Source organism: Rhodopseudomonas sp. AAP120, assembly GCF_001295845.1.
GTDB lineage: Bacteria > Pseudomonadota > Alphaproteobacteria > Rhizobiales > Xanthobacteraceae > Rhodopseudomonas.
Genome location: NZ_LJIC01000073.1, coordinates 81,533 through 100,827 on the forward strand (window position 1 = coordinate 81,533; position 19,295 = coordinate 100,827).

The window sequence follows — 19,295 nt, forward strand, 5'->3', positions numbered from 1 at the left end:
TGGTGGCCCGTCCGAGCCGCGGCAGCGTTAAAGTTCCGATGCGGGCTTGAAATCGGGGCCCCGACTGACGATTGTCTCTGCTATGACCCAGACCCTGCTCGAACCCAACAGCTACGACGTCATCGTGGTCGGCGGCGGCCCCGCCGGTCTGGCAGCCGCGCTTGCGGTGGCCGGCACCGGCGCCCTCACCGCTCTCGTCGCCCGCAAGGTGCCCTACGCGGACAACCGAACCACGGCGCTGCTCGGCGATTCGATCGATCTGCTGGACAAGCTGGGCGTCTGGGCGCGCTGTGCCGGCGACGCCGCGGCGCTGCGCACGATGCGGCTGGTCGACGCCACCGATCGGCTGATCCGCGCCCCGGAGGTGCGGTTCGTCTCCAGCGAGATCGGCATGGATGCTTTCGGCTACAACATCGAGAACCGCAAGCTGATGGTCGCGCTCGAAGCCTGCGCGGCCGAGGTCGGCAATGTCGACCGGTTCGACGACGAAGCCGCGACGGTGACGCCGGGCGACGAGAGCGCGCTTGTGATCACCCGACAAGGCCAGACCCTGTCGGGACGCCTGGTGATCGGCGCCGATGGCCGCCAGTCGCAGTGCCGGCAGGCTGCCGGCATCACCGTGAGCAGCCGGCCGCTCAAGCAGTCCGCCCTCACCTTCAACATCACCACTTCGCGTCCGCACAACGACGTCTCGACTGAATTCCACACCGCCGAGGGACCGTGCGTGTTCGTGCCGCTGCCCGGCCGCCACATGAGCATTGTCTGGGTCGCGTCGCCGAAGGAAGCGCAGCGACTGAGCGAGCTGACCGACGACGAACTGTCGGCCGCTGCCGAAAAACAGTCGCACTCGATCTACGGCAAGGTCAGCGTCGCACCCGGCCGCAACCTGTTTCCGCTCGCGATCGAGAAGCCGAGCGCCTACGGCCGCAATCGCATCGTGCTGGTCGGCGAAGCCGCCCACGTGGTGCCGCCGATCGGCGCGCAGGGACTGAATATGGGCCTGCGTGACGCCGGCGACATCGCCGAAATCGTCGAGGACGCGATGGCGCGTGACCAGGATCCCGGCAGCGATGCGGTGATCGCGCGGTTCGGCCGCGCTCGCGGGGCCGACGTCGCCAGCCGCACTTTCGCGATCGACATGGCCAACCGCACGCTGCTCAGCGAGCTGCTGCCGGCGCAGGCGGTCCGTGCCGCCGGAATGCAATTGCTCAGTTCGGTCGGACCGCTACGCCGGATCGCGATGCGCGAGGGCCTGTCGCCGTTCTGGCGGTCACTCTGATCTGACTGCTGAGATCGCTACAGCAGTGGCATGTGGCCGGTCTTGATCAGCCACATCACCGTGGTCAGCGTCACCACCGACACGAAGGTGCCGATCAGCACCGCGACCGATGCCGGCTCGACCCAGGTGTTGTACTGACGCGCAATCACGAACACGTTGAGCGCGGGCGGCAGCGATGCCATCAATACCGCAGTACCGGCCCATTCCGGCGAGAACGGACCGAAAGCCAGCATCAGGCCGAGTGCGATCACCGGATGCAGCAGCAGCTTGACGCCGATCAGGCTCGGGATCTCCCACGGCACGCGCCCAAACGGCCGTAGCGCGACGGTGACGCCGAGCGTGAACAGCGCCACCGGCGCGGCGGCGTTCTGCAGAAACTGCAACGTATTGTCGACCGCCGCCGGCAGATGCACATGCAGCGCCGCCGCAGCGGCACCGAGATAGGCCGCGACTATGAGCGGATGCAGCACGATCTCGCGGACGACGTGCATGATGGTCGGCAGCAGCGGGCGCCGCTGCCCCGCCGTCAGCGCCATCGCCACCGGCACGACCGAAAACAGGAAGATGCTGTCGAAGCAGAAGATCAGCGCCACCGGCACCGCCGCCTTGGGCCCCAGCACCGCCAGCGCCAGCCCCGGCCCCATATAGCCGATGTTGCCGTAGCCGCCGGCGAGGCTTGCCATGGTTGCCTCGCGGATCGTCAGCCCGCCGATGATCCGGCCGAGCGCGCCCGACAGGAAGAACGCGACGGCGGTGCCCAGCGTCGTCGCCAGCACGAATGGCAGATTGTTGAGTTCCTCGAACGGCGTCTTCGACATGATCCGGAAGAACAGTGCCGGCAGCGAGACGTACAGCAGGAAGAAGTTCATCCAGGCGAGGCCGTTCTCCGGCAGCCGCTTCAGCCGGCCGCAGGCGAAGCCGACGAAGATCAGCCCGAAATACGGAAGCGCCAGGTTGAGGATATCGATCATGGAAACTGCAGCAAGGCGGGGGGCCGAGAGACGCGAACGGGATGATCCGTTCGGGTCTTATAGGCAACGTTCTGCCTCGCTGCGACGCGTTTCTTCCGCCTTCGCTGGACGCCGATGATCCGGCCGACGGCTCATCGACCGGATCTCGCCCGCGGAGGCGTGTTCAGAGCGCGATCAGTCGACCGGGAGGTTGTCTGCCTCGCGGGCATGATCGATCGATCGCATCGGCCGGGGGTTCCGGCGCGTCAGGCGATAGACCGTGGCTGGCGGCAAGTTGAGGATCGCCGTCTCGACCCGGACCGCCTTGAGGCCGAGGCGATCGAGGATCGGGCGGCTCACCGGGCAACTCACCCCGTAGGTGAACTGATAGAAGGCCCCGCCGGGGCGGATCGCTGAGAACGCCCCCTCGAGGATAGCCATGACCTTGCGCGGCGACATGCTGAGCAAAGGAAGGCCACTGACCACGGCGCCGATTTCGCCCGGCTTGAACACGCCGGATGATCCGAGACTCGCCGCATCCATCCAGATCACGCGGATGCCCGGAAAGCGGAGTTGCAGCGCCGGAATGAACTCCGAGCCATATTCGATGAGCGTCAGATCCTCCTGCCGGACGCCGCGCCTCAGCAGCATGTCGGTGAATGCACCAGTGCCCGGCCCAAGTTCGACGACAGCGCCGGTGGTCTGGCCGATGTCGCGTGTGATGATCTTCGCGAGGGCATCGCTGGATGGTGCCACCGCTCCGACACGGCGGGGCGCGGCGAGCCAAGCCAGGAAGAACGAGACGGGATCGAACGACGCGACGTTGCGCCAGCGTGGACGCGCGTCGCGTCGCTCGCGAGTCTTGCACCAGCTTTGGTAGGACCAGTGGCACCGCGGCGTGTCGAGGCTCGACATTCGTCAGCTCGTCCATTCGAGGCTGGCAGGACGGCAAACCGTCGAGCCCGACTGCAGCCGGGGATTCGCATCAAGCAGTGTCAGACAAAGCATACGGCATCCTTGCTTCAAAATTGCACTCCGTGTAAAATTGCTATTGCACCGAGTGTAATTTTTCAAGGAGCCGGCGGCTCGATCCCGAAGACGTGATGACAGGCCACGACAGCAACGACATCGGAGTGCGCGAGCGCAAACGACGCGAGACGCTGGCGCGGATCGCGGAGACCGGACTGCGTCTGTTTATGGCCATCGGCTACGACAACACGACCTTGGACATGATCGCAGAGGCTGCCGGGATTTCTCGCCGGACGTTCTTTTACTACTTCAAGTCCAAGGAAGAGGTCATCCTTGCCTGGCAGAGCAACTTCACCGCGCTGATCCGTGAAGCCATCCTGGCGCAGCCCTCCGATCTCCCGCCGATCGAGGTCGTCGAGAACGCGCTCCGGCAATTGGTGCTCGGTTTCGACTCCAAGCAAAGTATCGCGCTGGACCGCGTTCTCCGGACCAATGAAACGCTCCGCGCCGCTAGGAATGCAAAATACATCGCCCAGGAACAAGCCGTGTTCGAAGCGCTGTGCGAGAAATGGCCCCAAGCCAAGCGGCGAAAGTCGCTGCGGTTCGTTGCCATGCTATCGGTCGGCGCGTTTCGCCTTGCGATCGACGCCTGGAGCGACGACCAGGGCAAGCGGCCGCCGCCGCAATATCTTCGCGAGGCGTTTGCGAGCCTGCACGACGCGTTGTGATGCCGTCGCACACAGCGTTGCCGGACCTGACGGGCAGTCGCAGCCGCCCAGCCTGCTCCAAGGCATAGCCCGGCAACACCAAACCTCTTGTCAATCAAGACCTTGCGATTTGACCGTGAGATTGCCTCTAAACAGCGCTGCGGCCGATCAAGCGACCGCTGCCAATGAGGAAGCCCTAGCATCGGCCGCAATCCTGGTTTATGCGACTCTGATGATCAAGACGAGAACCGCCAAATTTCAGATCGGGCAGATCGTTCGCCACCGGATTTTTTCGTTCCGCGGCGTGGTATTCGACATCGATCCGGAGTTCAACAACACCGAGGAATGGTGGCTGTCGATTCCGGAAGAGGTCCGGCCGCACAAGGACCAGCCGTTTTACCACCTGCTCGCCGAGAACGCCGAGTCGGAATACGTCGCCTATGTGTCGGAGCAGAACCTGCTGCCCGACGATTCCGGCGAACCGATCCGGCATTCGCAGGTCGCCGAGATCTTCGTCAAGGACAAGGCCGGCGGCTATCGCCCGCGCAACTCGTCGCTGAATTAGCCCGGAACTGCATCCGGCGCGGCAGGACCGCGCTTCGCTCATACGCAGCAGTCCGGAACGACAAAGGGCGCCTGTTGGGGCGCCCTTTTTCATTCGCAGATGTCGCTGTGTTACTTCGCGGCCGGATTGGCGCCGGCCGGCGCCTGCGCCTCGAGCTTCTTGCGCTGCTCTTCGGCGCGCTTCTGCAGCTCTTCCTGCAGCTTCTTCTGGGTCTCTTCGAACTGCTTCGGGTCGGTCGGCGGACCGTCATAGGCCTTGGCGAACTCGGCCAGCGGCAACGGCAGGGTCAGCGGCGCACCGTTGGAATTGATCGCCTGAACCACCAGGTTCTGGCCCTTCTTCATGTTGGCGATCAGTTCGGGGGTCGCTTCGTAGTCCGACATACAGCCGTTTGCGAAGCAGATCACATACGGGCTCTGCTGCGGCGCGTTGCTGTCGACGATGATGCGGGTACCGTGGACGAGCTGCATGCCGAGCGGCAGCGTGACGCGCAGGATCTTCTTCGGCTCGCCTTCCGGCTCGATGATCACCGCGGCAATCACCGGCTGGCCGGATTCGATGCGGCCGTCCTTACCGGTGAAGCAGACCTGCTTGGCGTTGGCGTCCTGCCCCTTCAGGCAGAACTTGGTCCACGGCGCGTAGATCAGCTGAACCTGCTGCTGTTCCTGCGGCTGCGCCGCACCGGCGGCAGGGGCCTGAGCGGCCGGAGCGCCCTTCGCCGGCGCCTTGGGGGCGGCCTTCGGCGCCGGGGCAGCCTTGGGAGCCGCGGGCTGCTGCTGCGGGGCTTGCGCTTGCGCGGCGGAAGCGACGGCCATGACGGACACCGCCGTCGCCGTCAGCAGGGCAAATGCCCGCCCGCGCGGCCCGGCCGGCGCGACCAAGTTGCAAGACTTCATTGCGGAAAACCCTTTCTGAAACGGTCGCGCACCCCACAGCGACGCGGGAGCTGGCATCTGGCCGTTCGGCCGGTGTCTCGGAGCCAATTGAGGCAGTTACGTGACGGGCCGGTCGGGCACCGTCGCGCGTCCGCTTTCAATACATCGGCATACGAAAAGATCAATGGCGACAATCATCCACGGCCCGTTGGATCACTCCCTTGTGGTAAATCCTCGGGGGTGAAGAGCGCCGAATCACATGAACGATTCGCGACCGGCACGCGCCGCCTTGGAGCCGTGCTGACGACGCTGATTGTGCTCGGCCTGGCGGCTGCGATCAGCCCCACCAGAGCGGCCGAGACCAGCGTGGCAGCGAAGCCGTCGCACGCACTGGCGATGCATGGCGACCCCGCCCTGCCCGCCGACTTCACGGCGATGCCCTACGCCAATCCGGACGCGCCGAAAGGCGGCCGCCTGGTGGAGGGCGTGCTCGGCACTTTCGACAGCCTCAACCCGTTCATCGTGCGCGGCCTCGCGGTGCAGCGCATCCGCGGCTATGTGGTCGAGAGCCTGATGGCGCGCGGCAATGACGAGCCGTTCACGCTGTACGGCCTGCTCGCGCAATCCGTCGAAACCGACGACACCCGCAGTTACGTCACGTTCCGGATCAATCCGCGGGCGAGATTCTCCGACGGCCGACCGGTGCTGGCCGACGACGTGCTGTTCTCCTGGCAATTGCTGCGCGACAAGGGTCGGCCCAACCACCGCCTGTACTACGCCAAGGTGGCGCGCGCCGCAGCGATCGACGATCGTACCGTCCGGTTTGATTTCAGCGATGCGCAGGATCGCGAATTGCCGCTGATCCTCGGCCTGATGCCGATCTTCCCCAGGCACGCCGTCAATCCCGACACCTTCGAGGAAACCTCGCTGACGCCGCCGATCGGCTCGGGACCGTACCGCGTCAGCGCCGTCAAGGCCGGCAGCAGCGTGACGCTGACGCGCAACCCCGAGTACTGGGGCCGGGATCTGCCGGTCAATCGCGGGCTGTGGAACTTCGATGAAATCCGCGTCGAGTATTTCCGCGAAGCCAACTCACAATTCGAGGCGTTCAAGCGCGGCATCTACGATTACCGGGTCGAAACCGAGCCGCTTCGCTGGCACGACGGCTACGGCTTTCCCGCGGCGCGCAGCGGCGAGGTCATTCGCGACGTCGTGAAACCCGGCACGCCGCAGCCGACCGAAGTGCTGGTGTTCAACACGCGGCGGCCGGTGTTCGCCGACATCCGCGTGCGTGAAGCGCTGCTGCAGATGTTCGACTTCGCGTGGATCAACCACAATTACTTCTTCGACCTCTATGCCCGCAGCGGCAGTTACTTCGCCGGCTCGGAGCTGTCCGCCTATGGCCGCGCGGCCGGCCCCGACGAACTCCGCCTGCTGCGGCCCTATCTGGCCCGGCTGCGCCCCGACTTCATCGACGGCAGCTTCCGCCTGCCGGTGAGCGACGCCTCGGGCCGCGACCGGACCGCGCTGCGGCGCGCGCTCGCGCTGCTGGCGGAGGCCGGCTATCAGCTCGACGGCACGGTGATGCGCCGGCGCGCGACGCATCAGCCGCTCAGTTTCGAGATTCTCGTCACCACCCGCGAACAGGAGCGCATCGCGCTGGCCTTCGCACGCGACGTCAAGCGCATCGGCGTTGCCGCTTCCGTCCGCGTGGTCGACGCGGTGCAATTCGATCAGCGCCGGATCTCGTTCGATTTCGACATGATCCCGAACCGCTGGGATCAGTCGCTGTCGCCCGGCAATGAGCAATCCTTCTACTGGGGCTCGGAAGCCGCCGACATCCAGGGCACCCGCAACTACATGGGCGTAAAGGATCCGGCGGTCGACGCGCTGATCGCCGAGATGATCGCCGCGCGCCGCCGGCCGGACTTCGTCGCGGCAGTCCGCGCTTTGGACCGCATTCTGACCTCGGGCTTCTACGTGATCCCGCTCTACAACATCCAGGAGCAATGGATCGCGCGGTGGAATCGGATAGAACGGCCGGGAGCGACCGCGCTGACCGGCTATCTTCCGGAGACTTGGTGGGCCCGGCCATCGATACAGCCACGGTGACGCAGAGGTGATCAAGTGACCCAGCCCCACGCTTCGCCGACCCTCGACGGTTTGTTTCGCCGCATCCTGGCGCGCCAGCCCGACGCCATCGCGCTGATCGATCCTGCTGATAAGCAGCGCATCACCGGGCAGCCGCCGGCCCGGCTCACCTACGCGCAGGCCGACAAGGCGATCTCCGCCCTCGCCGCTCACTTCACCGCCGCGGGGTTGCCGCAGAACGCCGTGATCGCGCTGCAGCTCCCGAATACGATCGAATTCCCGCTCACCATCCTGGCGGCGCACCGCGCCGGCCTGGTGGTGGCGCTGCTGCCGCAGCTCTGGCGACAGGCCGACGTCACTGCGGCGCTCAACCGGACCGGTGCGCGCGCGATCGTGTCGTCGCGCTGGATCGACGGCGTCAGCCACGCCGACGTGGCGATGAACGCCGCCGCCGAAGCCTTCTCGATCCGCTATGTCGGCGGCTACGGCGACGACCTGCCAGAGGGCATGGCATCGCTCGACGTTGCGATGACCGAGGAGGTCGGCGCCGATTTCGATCCAGGCGTGCAGGATGCCCGCCGCGCCGCGATCATCTCGTTCGACACCACGCCGGACGGCGTCCGAGCGATCCCGCGCACCCATCTGCACATGATCGCCGGCGGCCTCGCGGTGTTCCTCGAGAGCCGCGTGCCGCAAGGCGCGATGCTGATGTCGGCGCAGACGCTGTCGTCATTCGCCGGGCTGGCGTCGTCGATGGTGACCTGGCTGCTGAGCGGCGGCACGCTGGCGCTGCATCATCCGTTCGACGAGGCGCTGCTGGAATCCGAAATTCGCGAGCTCGGCTGCGACACGCTGGTTGCGCCGGCTCCCCTGGCGCTGCGGCTGGGGGACGCCGGCCTGCCGGCCCGGGCGCCGACGCTGCGCAGCGTGATCGGCATGTGGCGCGCGCCGGAACAGGTCGCCGCCAGCACAGCCTGGACCGGCGCACCGACCGGCTTCACCGACATCTACCTGTTCGGCGAGGCGGGATTGTTCGGCGCTCGCCGCGGAGCCGACGGCGCCGCGGTCCCGATCCTGCCGGGTCCGCACACGGCGCCGCGCAATCAGCCCGGTGGCACCTCCGCGGGCGAGGTCCTGATCACGCCGAAAGGCACGCTCGGCCTGCGCGGCCCGATGGTGACTCTGGCCGCCTACGCGCCGCTGCCGCCGCTGCATGCCGGGACGCGGCCGCCGCCGGCGCCGGATTTCGTCGATACCGGCTTCGCCGCCCGGCTGGATCGCACCACCGGGGCGATCTGTATCACTGCGCCGCCGTCCGGCGTGATGGCGGTCGGCGGATACCGGTTCCTGGCGCAGGATCTCCAGGAATGGGCCAAGCGACTCGGCCAGGGCGCGCTGCTGACCGCACTACCCGATCGCTGGAGCGGATATCGGCTCGCCGGCCGCGCCCAGGACAACGCCCGAGCTCGCGAAGCGCTTTCGGAACTCGGCCTAAATCCTTTAATGGTCGAAGCCTTTCGGGACAGCCCGGCGCGTGGCGACGACTCTCATCCACATTGACGCCGTATTAAGGCACCTGGCCTAGGGTCGGCTCCGTGCAGCGGAGAACCGGCTCCCGTCGATGTCGTATCACGCGCCTATCCTGATCATCGCCGACGACATCTCGTCGGACGAACCGTCTCGGATCCTGTCGGCGCTCACCGAGGCGCGTCTGCTCCCGGCAGAGGCAGTCGGCTGGCGCGACGCCCGTGACGCCGTGATCCGCCTGCAGCCCTCCGCCGTGATCGCCACCGGATCAAACGACGCGCTCGACGCGCTCGCGCAGCAGGTGGCCGCCATCGAGCCCTATGTGCCGCTCGTCGCGCTCGGTCCGCACCGCGCGACCGCCGGCAATATCATCGGTTTCGCCAGCGACGATCTCGACCGACTGCCGCCGCGGTTGCGCGCGGCGCTGCGGGTCCGCACCCTGCACGCAACCACGTTGCGCCGGCTGAGCGACGACGGCGGCATCGAACAACCGCCGCAGCATGACCCGCTTCAGGATGCCACCGTCCTGCTGATCGGCCGAGGGGCCGCCTACCCGGCGCTATCCGTCGCGCTGGGCGAACGCGTCGGCGTCGTCGGCGCGCTGTCGATCGAAGCCGCAGCCAAGCATCTCAACGCGCGCGAACTCGATGGCATCGTTCTGGCCGAGGGCTTCAGCCAGCGCGTCGTCGATGCGTTCCTGACCGTTCTGTTCGAGGATACCCGCTTTCGCAACCTGCCGATCGTGGTGACGGCGCCGCCATCGGAACGGCCGGTCGATCTGCCGAATCTCGATTTCGTTCAGGGCGAGCCGGCGCAAATCGTGGCGGCGGCGCTGCCCCTGGTCCGGCAGCATGCGTTCGAAGCTCAGCTCGGCCGACTTCTCCGCGCGCTGGATGCCGGCGGGCTAATCGATCCACGCAGCGGCCTGCTCACGCCCAGCGCTTTCGAACGCGACTTCGCGACCGCCGTGTATCACGCGCAGGTGCGCGGCGACGGCCTGTCGGTGGCGAAATTCGTGCTGAACCGCGCCGAGCCGCGCGCGCAGTTCGACACCGCGCGCATCGTCAGCCGGCTGATGCGGAAGATGGATTTCGGCACGTTGCTGCCCGACGGCAGCATTCTCGTGGTGTTCGCCGAAGCGGACCTACGCGGCGCCCAGACGATCGCCCGGCGGCTGATGGCCGTGATCCGGCAGACTTCGCACTCCGCGCGCCGCGAGAGCCGCATCGATCCCGACGTCTCGCTGGCAACGATGATGTCCGGCGACTCCGCTCGCGCCATCCTGTCCCGCCTCGCCAAGCTCGACACCCGCCGCGCCGCGTCGTAGGCGCGGCATGATCACAGCAGCGGTGAAAATTTGCGACTTGAGCGCGGCCTCCCCCCGTCGTTGCGAGCGTAGCGAAGCAATCCAGCCGCGCAGTGCCCGGGGCTGGATTGCTTCGTCGCTTCGCTCCTCGCAATGACGGGGAGAGAACGTCGGCTGACTAACTAGGTCCTCACGCCGCCTTCTTGCTCCCCGCCAGCTCCGCGAGTTGCTTGAGGATGTCGGTGGTGCCGGCAAGACGCTCCTCCGGGGTCTTCCAGACCTGGAAGAACACCACTTTCATGTCGGGCCGCACCTTGGCGGCCTCGCCGTGGCGTTTGATGAAGAACACCAGCTTGTCCGGATGCGCGAAGGAATTGTCGCGGAAGGTGATCACCACGCCCTTCGGGCCGGCGTCGACCTTCTCGACATTGGCGTGGCGGCAGTACGCCTTGATGGCCGCGACCTGGAACAGATAGCGCACCTCGTCCGGCGGCGGGCCGAAGCGGTCGCGTAGCTCGGCGCCGAAATTCGCGATCTCCTCATCGGAGTCGAGATCGGCGAGCCGGCGATACAGCGACAGCCGCACCGCGAGGTCGGGAACGAACTCCTCGGGGATCAGGACCGGCATGCCGATCGTGATCTGCGGCGACCAGCGGTCGGCGACCGGCTCGTCGACGATGCCGGCCTTGAGGTTGGTAATCGCCTCCTCGAGCATCTGCTGATACAGCTCGAAGCCGACTTCCTTGATGTGGCCGGACTGCTCTTCGCCAAGCAGATTGCCGGCGCCGCGAATGTCGAGATCGTGCGACGCGAGCTGAAAGCCGGCGCCGAGCGTTTCCAGCGATTGCAGCACCTTGAGGCGCCGCTCCGCCTGCGCGGTGATGCCGTGCTGCGGCAGCGTGAACAGCGCGTAGGCGCGCAGCTTGGAGCGGCCGACGCGGCCACGCAGCTGATACAGCTGCGCCAAGCCGAACATGTCGGCGCGGTGCACGATCAGCGTGTTGGCGTTGGGAATGTCGAGGCCGGATTCGACGATGGTGGTCGACAGCAGGATGTCGAACTTGCCCTCGTAGAACGCCGACATGATGTCCTCGATCACCGTCGGCGGCATCTGGCCGTGCGCGACCGCGACCTTCATCTCCGGCACGTGCTTGTCGAGGAAGTCCTTGACCTCGGCGAGATCGTCGATCCGCGGCACGACGTAGAACGCCTGCCCGCCGCGATAGCGCTCGCGCAGCAGCGCCTCGCGGATCATCAGCGGATCGTGCGGCGCCACGAAGGTGCGCACCGCAAGCCGGTCGACCGGCGGCGACGCGATGATCGACAGGTCGCGGACGCCGGTCATGGCCAGCTGCAGCGTGCGCGGGATCGGCGTCGCGCTCAGCGTCAGCACGTGCACTTCGGCGCGCAGCTGCTTCAGCTTCTCCTTGTGGGTGACGCCGAAGTGCTGCTCCTCATCGACGATGACGAGGCCCAGATCCTTGAACTTGATCGACTTGCCGAGCAGCGCGTGGGTGCCGACCACGATGTCCAGCGTGCCGTCGGCGATGCCCTTCTTGACCTGCGTCAGTTCCTTGGGCGACACCAGCCGCGACGCTTGGCCGACATGCACCGGGAAGCCGCGGAAGCGTTCGGTAAACGTCTTGGCGTGCTGCCGTGCCAACAGCGTGGTCGGCACCACGACCGCGACCTGCTTGCCGTCGAGCGCCACCGCGAACGCCGCGCGCAGCGCCACCTCGGTCTTGCCGAAGCCGACGTCGCCGCACACCAGGCGGTCCATCGGCGTGCCCTTCTCCAGATCGCCCAGCGCCGCGTTGATGGCGGCGAGCTGATCCTCGGTCTCGTCGTAGGGAAAGCGCGCGCAGAACTCGTCGTAGAGATGCGGCTGCACCGGCAGCTTCGGCGCCTGGCGCAGATGCCGCTCGGCCGCGATCTTGATCAGCTCGCCAGCAATCTCGCGGATGCGGTTCTTGAGCTTGGCCTTGCGCGCCTGCCAGCCCGAGCCGCCGAGCTTGTCGAGCTCGACATTGGTGCCGTCCGAGCCGTAGCGCGACAACAGCTCGATGTTCTCGACCGGGAGAAACAGCTTGGTCTCATTGGCGTAGTGCAACTCGACGCAATCGTGCGGCGCGCCGCCGACTTCCAGCGTCTGCAGCCCGATGAACCGGCCGATGCCGTGCTCGACATGCACCACGATGTCGCCGGCCGACAGGCTGGTGACTTCCGAGATGAAGTTGTCGAGCTTCTTGCTGGCCTTGCGCTGCCGCACCAAGCGGTCGCCGAGAATGTCCTGCTCGGTGATCACCGCAAAGGCGTCGGTCTCGAAACCTGACTCAAGCCCCACCACCGCCAGCGTGGTCTCGTTGCGCGGCGTCGCCTGCACCGTGCGCCACGAATTGACGCTGGTGAGATGGATCAGCTTGTGATCCTTCAACATGCTGGCCATGCGATCGCGCGAGCCTTCGCTCCACAGCGCGATCACCACCTTCTTGCGCGCGCCCTGCAGCGCCTGCACATGCGCGACCAGCTTCTCGAACACGTTGACGTTGGCGTCGGCCCGCTCCGGCGCGAAATTGCGCCCGGCCCGCGCGCCGGCGTCGACCACGGCGCCGCCTTCGGGCGGGACGTCGAACGGCGTCAGCCGCGCCAGCGGCCGCCCCTCCAGCCGCTCGCCCCATTCCTTTTCGGTCAGATACAACTGGTCCGGCGGCAGCGGCTTGTAGATCGCGCCGGAGCCCGGCTGATCCATCGCCTCGCGGCGGGCGTCGTAGTAATCGGCGATCTGCTTGAAGCGCTCGCGGGCCGCGTCCTCGCTCTGCGGCTCGATCGCCACCGGCGTGCCGGTGAGATAATCGAACAGCGTGTCCATCCGCTCCTGAAACAGCGGCAGCCAATGCTCCATGCCGGGATGGCGGCGGCCTTCGCTGACGGCGGTGTAGAGCTGATCGGCCGGATTCGGCGCGCCGAAGGCGGCGACGTAGCCCATGCGGAAGCGGCGGATGGTCTCGGTGACGAGTTGGAATTCCGACACCGGCACCAGGTCGAGGCCGCGCATGGTATGCAGCGTGCGCTGGGTCTCGGCGTCGAAGGTGCGGATCGATTCGAGCTGATCGCCGAAGAAGTCGAACCGCACCGGCTGGTCGAGCCCGGCCGGAAACAGATCGAGGATGCCGCCGCGCACGGCGTATTCGCCGGCTTCGCGCACCGTCGAGGCGCGGCTGTAGCCGTTGTGCTCGAGCCAGGCGACCACCGAATCCATCGGCACGATATTTCCGGGCGCCACCGACAGCGCCTGCGCGGCGATGATCTCGCGCACCGGCACGCGCTGCACGGCGGCGTTGACGGTGGTCAGCACGATCAGCGGCTTGTCGCTGCCGGTGAGGCGCGACAGCTTCGCCAGCGTGGTGACGCGCTGCGCCAGGATGCCGGCATGCGGCGAGACGCGGTCATAGGGCTGGCAGTCCCACGCCGGAAACTGCATCACACCGACGTCCGGCGCGAAGAATTCGAGGCTGCGGGCAAGTTGCTGCATGCGCGGCCCGTCGCGGCAGATCACGGCGAGGCTCACCGCGGGCGGCTTCGGCCGCGCCGCGATCGCTCGGGCGAGATCGGAGACGATCAGTCCCTCGGCGCCTTCGGCCACATTGGCAAAAGTCAGCGCCTTGCCGGGTGTGAGCAATTCCGCCGGTGACTTTGCCGGACTTTTCATGCCGCGCCGCCCTGATGGCCGTAGGTCCTGATCCGCTCGAACAGGCCGCCCTTGAACGCGGGCGGCAGCGTGTCGCCGCCCGCGACCGCAGCGTAGAGGTCGTGGTCGTTGAGTTCGATCAGCCGCTCCAGCTCGTCGAGCTCGGCGTCGCTCAAGGCTCCGATCTCGGCGTCGGCGAACTGGCCCAGAATCAGGTCCATCTCGCGGGTGCCGCGGTGCCAGCAGCGGAACAGCAGGCGCTTGCGACGGTCATCGAGCCCGCCGCTCGATCGTGTGGTGCCGGTCATGGGATGAAACCTTCGGTCAACGACGAAAGCCCGGACGTGCCGGGCGGAGGTGATATAGCCGCCGCCGCGGCGGCTGTCAGCCCGCCGCCGCGCATTGCAATCCGCGCAAAATGCATTCAAGCCTGCTGCCAACGTCGTTCATCCGAACCAGTTCGATGCGCCCCGCTCTGCTCAATCCCCTGTTCGCGCCCGTCACCACCCTGACCGGGGTCGGCCCGAAGCAGGACAAGCTGTTCCGCTATCTGCTGGATCGCGACGACACCCCGCGGCTGGCCGATCTGCTGCTGCATCTGCCGGTCAGCGTGATCGACCGCCGCTCCCGGCCCAAGATCCGCGACGCCCAGCCCGGCACCGTGGTGACGCTGGAGGTCACCGTCGACCGCCACCGTCCACCGCCGCCCGGCCGCTCGCGCGCGCCATATCTGGTCTATGCCAGCGACGACACCGGCGACGTCATCCTGGCGTTCTTCCGCGCCAAGGCCGAGTACCTCGAGAAGCTGCTGCCGGTCGGCGAGACGCGCTACGTCTCCGGCACCGGCCAGCTCTACGACGGCACGCTGCAGATCGTGCATCCGGACCGCGTCGTCGACGCCGAAGGCTTCGCCAAGCTGCCGAAGATCGACCCGGTCTATCCGTTGACCGAAGGGCTGGCGATCGGCGCGATGCGCCGCGCGGTGGCGCAGGCGCTGACCAAGCTGCCGGCGCTGCCGGAATGGATCAGCCCCGAGGTGCTGCGCCGCTGCAGCTTTCCGCCATTCGCCGAGGCGCTGCAACGCGTCCACATCCCGGTCGAGCCGACCGACATCCTGCCGGCGGGTCCGTTCTGGTCACGCCTCGCCTATGACGAACTGCTCGCCGGCCAGCTTGCCCTAGCGCTGGTGCGCGCGCAGCTCCGTCGCCCCGCCGGTGCGCGCAATGCCGGCGACGGCCGGCTGCGGCATAAGATCATCGACGCGCTGCCCTACGCGCTGACCAACTCGCAGCGCGACGCCGCCGCGGCGATCGCCGAAGATCTGCAGCAGCCCGTGCGGATGCTGCGGCTGCTGCAGGGCGACGTCGGCAGCGGCAAGACCGTGGTTGCGCTGCTCGCCGCCGCGGCGGTGGCCGAGGCCGGCAAGCAGACCGCGCTAATGGCGCCGACCGAGATTCTCGCGCGCCAGCACATCAAGACCATCGCGCCGCTCGCCGAGCGCGCCGGCATGAACGTGGCGATCCTCACCGGCCGCGAGAAGGGCAAGGAGCGCCGCGAGATTCTGGCGCGGCTGGAAAGCGGCGAGATCGATTTCCTGGTCGGCACCCACGCGCTGATCCAGGACGACGTGATCTACAAATCGCTGGCCCTCGCCGTGGTCGACGAGCAGCACCGCTTCGGCGTCCGCGAGCGGCTGGCACTGACCAGCAAGGGCGCCGATGTCGACGTGCTGGTGCTGTCAGCGACGCCGATCCCGCGCACGCTGGTGCTGACTTATTTCGGCGACATGGACGTCGCGGAATTACGCGAAAAGCCGGCCGGCCGCCAGCCGATCGATACCCGCGCGCTGTCCGAGCAGCGCCTGCCGGAAGTGATCGACGGCATCGGCCGCGCCATCGCCGCCGGCAAGCGCGTGTACTGGATCTGCCCGCTGGTGGAAGAATCCGAAAACGTCAAACTCACCGACGCCGAGCAGCGCTACGAGTCGCTGCGGCAGCGCTTCGGCGATGAGCGTGTAGGCCTGGTGCACGGCCGGATGAAAGGGACAGACAAAGACAGGGTGATGGGCCAGTTCGCGCGCGGCGAGATCAGCGTGCTGGTCGCGACCACTGTGGTCGAAGTCGGCGTCGACGTGCCCGAAGCCAGCATCATGGTAATCGAAAACGCCGAGCGCTTCGGGCTGGCGCAACTGCATCAGCTGCGCGGCCGGATCGGCCGCGGCAGCGAGGCGTCGACCTGCCTGCTGCTCTACAAGGAACCGCTCGGCGAAATGTCCGCGGCACGGCTGCGGGTGATCCGCGAGACCACCGACGGCTTCCGCATCGCTGAGGAAGACCTCAAGCTACGCGGTGAAGGCGACGTGCTCGGCACCCGCCAGAGCGGCCTGCCCGGCTACCGCATCGCGCGCTCGGAGGTCCACGCCCAACTGATCACCCAGGCCCGCGACGAAGCGCTGCGCATCCTCAAGGACAATCCGAAGCTGGAAGGCCCGCAGGGCGACGCGCTGCGCTGCCTGCTGTATCTGTACGAACGCGACGAAGCGATCCCGCTGCTCGGCGCGGGTTAGGATCAACGATGCCGTCGGGCACGCAACGTCGCACGGCCCCCAAGCTGGTCATTCCGGGGCGCGCGCCGAACGCGCAACTAATCGACCTTGTCGGAGGCTTTTTCCGGCGCCTTCACGCGCCGCCGCGAAAACGCCGATTCCGGCTCGCCCGCGGCCTTCTTGGCGGCGAGCGCGGTGGCGGCGAGCGCGGCGATCTTCTTTTGCGGGTCGGAGCCGGGCTGCACCACGCCGGCCGACATGATCAGCGTCGCGGCTTCCTCGGCGCTAAGATCGACCGGGATCACCCGGTTGCGCGGCACGTAGAAGAAGAAGCCCGTGGTCGGGTTCGGCGCGCAAGGCAGAAACACCGAGATGTGCTCGTCCGGGCTGGGGATCTTGGTCGCGATCTCTTCGTTCGGCGGCAGCGAGATCAGCACGATCGACCACATCCCCGGCGACGGGAATTCGACCAGCCCGACCTTGCGCAGGCTGTTGCCGTTGCCCGAAAACAGCGTCTCGAACACCTGCTTGAGGCCGCGATAGATCGCCCGCACCACCGGCATCCGGCCGAGCAGGCGCTCGCCGAGATCGACCAGCGACCGGCCGATCAGATTCGCGGTCAGAAAGCCGAGCATCGTCAGCGCCAGGAAGGCGACGACGAGGCCGGAGCCCGGCACGGCGAAGGGCAGATAGGTTTCGGGTCGATAGTCCAGCGGCACGAACGGACGGACGAAGCCATCCACCCAGTTCACGAACCACCAGGTCAGATAGAAGGTGATGGCGACCGGGCCGGCGACGATCAGGCCGGTCAGAAAGTAATTCCGAATCCGTCCCATGAATCCGCGCGGCGGATCCTGGACGGTCTCACCGAGAGGCGGATTGGGCGTATCGTTCATGCGGCGTCCAGGTCGGCAACATTGAAATGCGCCGCGAACTGACGGCGTGCGTCCACTCTAATGCAGTTTCGGTTCCGTTGGCATCGGAACCGCTCCACCAGAATGGTGTCTCGACACCTTTTCCACGCGAACCGCTGCGCCATCGGGAAAGGCCGGAAAGGCCTGCCCGCGTGGTGCGAGATATAGGCGGTTCGAGCCGCCTCAACAACTGGCGGGTGTGGATAGAGTTGCGGCGCTGCCTATTCGACGGTCACCGACTTGGCCAGGTTGCGCGGCTGGTCGACATCGGTGCCCATCACGACGGCCGTATGGTACGCGAGCAGTTGCGCCGGGATCGCATACACCAGAGGCGTGAACGCCGCCGCCATGTCGGGCATCACGATCGTCACCAGCGACTCGACCGTCGCCTCCTCGGCGCCCTTGGCGTCGGTGATCAGGATGATGCGGCCGCCGCGGGCGGCGACTTCCTGCATGTTGGACACCGTCTTTTCGAACACCCGGTCATACGGCGCGATCACCACGACCGGCATCTTCTCGTCGATCAGCGCGATCGGGCCGTGCTTGAGTTCGCCGGCGGCATAGCCTTCGGCGTGGATATAGGAGATCTCCTTCAGCTTGAGAGCGCCCTCCAGCGCCAGCGGATAGGAGGTGCCGCGGCCGAGATAGAGGACGTCCTGCGACTTGGCGATGTCGCGCGCCAGCCGTTCGACCTGGTGCTCGGTCGCGAGCGCCGCGGCCATCAGCCGCGGCAGCTCGATCAGGCCCTGCACCAACCTGGTCTCGTCCTGGTCGGACAATTCACCCCGCGCCCGGCCGGCAGCGACCGCGAGTGCGGCCAGCACGGTGAGCTGACAGGTGAACGCCTTGGTCGACGCGACGCCGATCTCCGGGCCCGCCAGCGTCGGCATCACCGTTTCGCTCTCGCGCGCGATCGTCGAGGTCGGGACGTTGACCACCGACAGCGTGTGCAGCCCTTGCTCCTTGGCGTAGCGCAGCGCCGCCAACGTGTCGGCGGTCTCGCCCGACTGCGAGATGAAGATCGCCAGATCGCCCTTGTGCAGCGGCGCCTCGCGATAGCGGAATTCCGACGCGATATCGATCTCGACCGGCAGCCGCGCGAAGCGTTCGAACCAGTACTTGCCGATATAGCCGGCGTAGTTCGCGGTGCCGCAGGCGGTGATCGAGATCCGCTGGATATCCTTGAAGTCGAACGGCAGTTTGGTCGGCAACGCGACGCACTCGCTGCCCATGTCGAGATAGCGCGCCAGCGTATGGCCGACGACTTCGGGCTGCTCGTGAATTTCCTTCGCCATGAAGTGGCGATAATTGGCCTTGTCGACCACGAAGGACGACGCGCCGGACTTGATCACGCCGCGCTGGACGACATCGCCCTTGGCGTCGCGGACCTCGGCGCCCTTGCGGGTGAGCACGACCCAATCGTCGTCGTCGAGATAGCTGATATCGTCGGTGAGCGGCGCCAGCGCGATCGCGTCGGAGCCGAGATACATCTCGCCGTCGCCGTAGCCGATCGCCAGCGGCGAGCCCTTGCGGGCGCCGATCATCAGGTCGTCGTGGCCTTCGAACAGAAACGCCAGCGCGAACGCGCCGCGCAGCCGCGGCAGCGCCGCCTTCACCGCCTCGACCGGCGACGCGCCCTCGCGGATGTAGCTGTTGACGAGATGCGCGACGACTTCGGTGTCGGTTTCGCTGGCGAACTTGGCGCCGTCGGCCTGAAGCTCGTTACGCAATTCGCGGAAGTTTTCGATGATGCCGTTATGCACGACGGCGACGCCATCGGCGGCGTGCGGATGCGCGTTGGCTTCGGTCGGCTTACCGTGGGTCGCCCAGCGGGTGTGGCCGATGCCGGCATGGCCGGACAACGGCTCGCGCGCGAGCC

At 66.9% G+C, this 19,295-nt stretch carries 14 protein-coding genes; 7 read left to right on the forward strand and 7 right to left on the reverse strand.

Annotated features, from left to right (window positions below):
- Positions 1-82: 82 nt before the first annotated feature.
- On the forward strand, positions 83-1,279 hold the full coding sequence (locus tag IP86_RS13170) for a UbiH/UbiF family hydroxylase (protein WP_054162986.1): 1,197 nt from the start codon (positions 83-85) through the stop codon (positions 1,277-1,279).
- Positions 1,280-1,296: 17 nt separating this feature from the next.
- On the opposite strand, the gene IP86_RS13175 is transcribed toward IP86_RS13170, so the two are convergent.
- Both IP86_RS13175 and IP86_RS13180 read right to left on the reverse strand, forming a co-directional pair.
- Complete coding sequence (locus tag IP86_RS13175; RefSeq protein ID WP_054162987.1) at positions 1,297-2,250, reverse strand: AEC family transporter; 954 nt, start codon at positions 2,248-2,250, stop codon at positions 1,297-1,299.
- A gap of 174 nt (positions 2,251-2,424) precedes the next feature.
- Positions 2,425-3,144: a class I SAM-dependent methyltransferase gene (locus IP86_RS13180; protein WP_197279785.1), complete on the reverse strand. Its 720-nt coding sequence runs from the start codon at positions 3,142-3,144 to the stop codon at positions 2,425-2,427.
- Positions 3,145-3,332: 188 nt separating this feature from the next.
- Here IP86_RS13180 and IP86_RS13185 point away from each other — a divergent pair, with 188 nt between their 5' ends.
- Both IP86_RS13185 and hspQ read left to right on the forward strand, forming a co-directional pair.
- On the forward strand, positions 3,333-3,926 hold the full coding sequence (locus tag IP86_RS13185; protein ID WP_054162988.1) for a TetR/AcrR family transcriptional regulator: 594 nt from the start codon (positions 3,333-3,335) through the stop codon (positions 3,924-3,926).
- Positions 3,927-4,137: 211 nt separating this feature from the next.
- Positions 4,138-4,470, forward strand: coding sequence for a heat shock protein HspQ (gene hspQ / locus IP86_RS13190; protein ID WP_054162989.1), 333 nt, complete (start codon positions 4,138-4,140; stop codon positions 4,468-4,470).
- Positions 4,471-4,580: 110 nt separating this feature from the next.
- On the opposite strand, the gene IP86_RS13195 is transcribed toward hspQ, so the two are convergent.
- Positions 4,581-5,366: an invasion associated locus B family protein gene (locus tag IP86_RS13195; RefSeq protein WP_054162990.1), complete on the reverse strand. Its 786-nt coding sequence runs from the start codon at positions 5,364-5,366 to the stop codon at positions 4,581-4,583.
- Between the two features lie 375 nt (positions 5,367-5,741).
- Here IP86_RS13195 and IP86_RS13200 point away from each other — a divergent pair, with 375 nt between their 5' ends.
- From IP86_RS13200 to IP86_RS13210, 3 genes are all read left to right on the forward strand, one after another.
- Positions 5,742-7,457: an extracellular solute-binding protein gene (locus IP86_RS13200; protein WP_156332495.1), complete on the forward strand. Its 1,716-nt coding sequence runs from the start codon at positions 5,742-5,744 to the stop codon at positions 7,455-7,457.
- 15 nt (positions 7,458-7,472) lie between these two features.
- Positions 7,473-8,996, forward strand: coding sequence for a class I adenylate-forming enzyme family protein (locus tag IP86_RS13205; protein WP_054162991.1), 1,524 nt, complete (start codon positions 7,473-7,475; stop codon positions 8,994-8,996).
- A 61-nt stretch (positions 8,997-9,057) separates the two neighbouring features.
- Complete coding sequence (locus IP86_RS13210) at positions 9,058-10,290, forward strand: hypothetical protein (protein WP_054162992.1); 1,233 nt, start codon at positions 9,058-9,060, stop codon at positions 10,288-10,290.
- 169 nt (positions 10,291-10,459) lie between these two features.
- On the opposite strand, the gene mfd is transcribed toward IP86_RS13210, so the two are convergent.
- Positions 10,460-13,978 (reverse strand): transcription-repair coupling factor, encoded by a 3,519-nt coding sequence (mfd, locus tag IP86_RS13215; protein ID WP_054162993.1) that lies wholly within the window; start codon positions 13,976-13,978, stop codon positions 10,460-10,462.
- Complete coding sequence (locus IP86_RS13220) at positions 13,975-14,265, reverse strand: FAD assembly factor SdhE (RefSeq protein ID WP_054162994.1); 291 nt, start codon at positions 14,263-14,265, stop codon at positions 13,975-13,977. The genes mfd and IP86_RS13220 overlap by 4 nt, the downstream gene beginning before the upstream one ends.
- A 155-nt stretch (positions 14,266-14,420) precedes the next feature.
- On the opposite strand from IP86_RS13220, the gene recG reads away from it, so the two are divergent.
- Positions 14,421-16,523, forward strand: coding sequence for an ATP-dependent DNA helicase RecG (recG, locus tag IP86_RS13225; RefSeq protein ID WP_054162995.1), 2,103 nt, complete (start codon positions 14,421-14,423; stop codon positions 16,521-16,523).
- A gap of 77 nt (positions 16,524-16,600) precedes the next feature.
- Here recG and IP86_RS13230 read toward each other — a convergent pair whose 3' ends face one another.
- Together IP86_RS13230 and glmS are read right to left on the reverse strand one after the other, a co-directional pair.
- Positions 16,601-17,398: a DUF502 domain-containing protein gene (locus tag IP86_RS13230; protein WP_054162996.1), complete on the reverse strand. Its 798-nt coding sequence runs from the start codon at positions 17,396-17,398 to the stop codon at positions 16,601-16,603.
- Between the two features lie 239 nt (positions 17,399-17,637).
- On the reverse strand, positions 17,638-19,295 hold a 1,658-nt coding region (glmS, locus tag IP86_RS13235), incomplete at its 5' end, for a glutamine--fructose-6-phosphate transaminase (isomerizing) (RefSeq protein ID WP_054163005.1).